1 pseudogene is annotated in these 1,548 nt (G+C 69.3%); it reads right to left on the reverse strand.

What is annotated here, in order from left to right:
- Positions 1-1,548: pseudogene (locus tag H8A95_RS42975) on the reverse strand (PAS domain-containing sensor histidine kinase); the annotation flags it as partial.

The following is a 1,548-nucleotide window of genomic DNA, read 5'->3' on the forward strand; positions in this document are numbered from 1 at the left end:
CTCGGCCGCCGCGAGCCAGCCGGCCTTTGGCGGCTCGGCCGGCGTCTCCTGCTGCGTAACCTTTTCCTGCTGAGACGCAGCCTCTTGCGGCGGCTCGCCTGCGGACGGCTCGTCGGCGATCGGCTCAGCGGTGGCACTGTCGTTGGTAGGCGCGGTGAGGCCGGCCTCGCTCTCGAGCCGCGCCGACAATTGGCGGGCGAGCTCGTTGAAGGCGTTGTTCTCGACAGGTGTCAGCGAGGGCGGCCGGGTGTCGCCGGCAAGACGGAACGGCACCACATTCTGCGGTGTGTCGTGACGCACTTCCTGCGTTTCCTCGTGCGTTTCCACGGCGTGATCCGGATCGGCTTGGTGTGAAGTCTCTGCTGCTGTCGGCTCGGTCAATTCCTCGGGTGGTGCGGCTGCGTTGGTATCGGGCGGCGGCTCCGCGTGTGGCGGAGGACTTTCATGTGGCGGCGCAGCGGTGCGCGGCGCCGGCGCGACGTCGGCCGACAGCAATTGCGGCACGATCGAGCCGCTGAAGAACTCATAGCGGCGCAACGCAGCGAGTCGCGCAAGCCCGTCGAGATCACGACACACACCAAAGCCGCGATAGCCGGCGAAATTCCGATTGCGGTCGAACACCGGCAGGCCGGACAATTCGACCGGCAGGCGGCCGCCGCCGTCGACCGGCCAGTTCAGCGTGATGCCGCTCCAGGTGTCGTGGCTGGCGAACGCCTGCATCACGCCGCCTTCGGGATCGACGCCGAAGCTTTCGGCGATCTCGCTCCACAGCCGGCCGAAGCCGGCCGCGGTGTGCAGGCCGATCAGCCGGGTGAATTCGTCGGAGCCGAGCGAGAAGCGGGCCTCATGGTCCATCTGCCACATGAAGCGCAGCGGATGCCGCCGCACCGGCAACGGCTCGTCGAGCCAGGATGGCGGTTTTGCTGGCGCTGATGCCACGGGCTCCGGCTCGGCGACAGGCGGCGGCACGGGCAGATCCGCGATCGCATAGGGCGAGGGGACGGGATCGGCGGGCGGTGCCGGTGTTTCCGAAGCGGGCGCAGGTGCGGTCTCTTCGAGAACGGGTGCGGGCTCTGCCGCAGGCTCTGCGACCTGCGCCTCGGCGGGCACCTCGATCAGCGCTTCCGACAGCGGCTCCTCGACAGCGGGAGTCACGTCAGGCGTGGTGTCGAATGCCGCGGTCTCGACGGGCGCCGTCTGCACGTGCGCGTCTTCTGCTGCCGCGAGCGATGGAGCCGCGTGCGCAGGTCTGGATTCAGCCGGACTGATGATCGGCTCGGCTATTGCTGCTTCCGCCGGTGGATCGAGCGCATCGAACAGCGTGAAGGTGGCCGGCGCTTCGCTGGCCGGTGCGGGGGCTTCATCCTGCATGTCGGCTTGCTCGACAGCGGCAGGCGCAGGCTGTGGCACCACTGTTGCGGCCTCTTGCGGTGCTGCGGCGACCGGCGTCTCCGGCGCAACCGGCGCCGCCGGTCTGGCAGCGAGATGCGGAGCCGGCTTGATCAACGCGATCAGCGCGCGATCGGCGCCGCGGCCGATCCGTTGCAG

It is taken from the genome of Bradyrhizobium oropedii, from assembly GCF_020889685.1.
Classification (GTDB): domain Bacteria; phylum Pseudomonadota; class Alphaproteobacteria; order Rhizobiales; family Xanthobacteraceae; genus Bradyrhizobium; species Bradyrhizobium oropedii.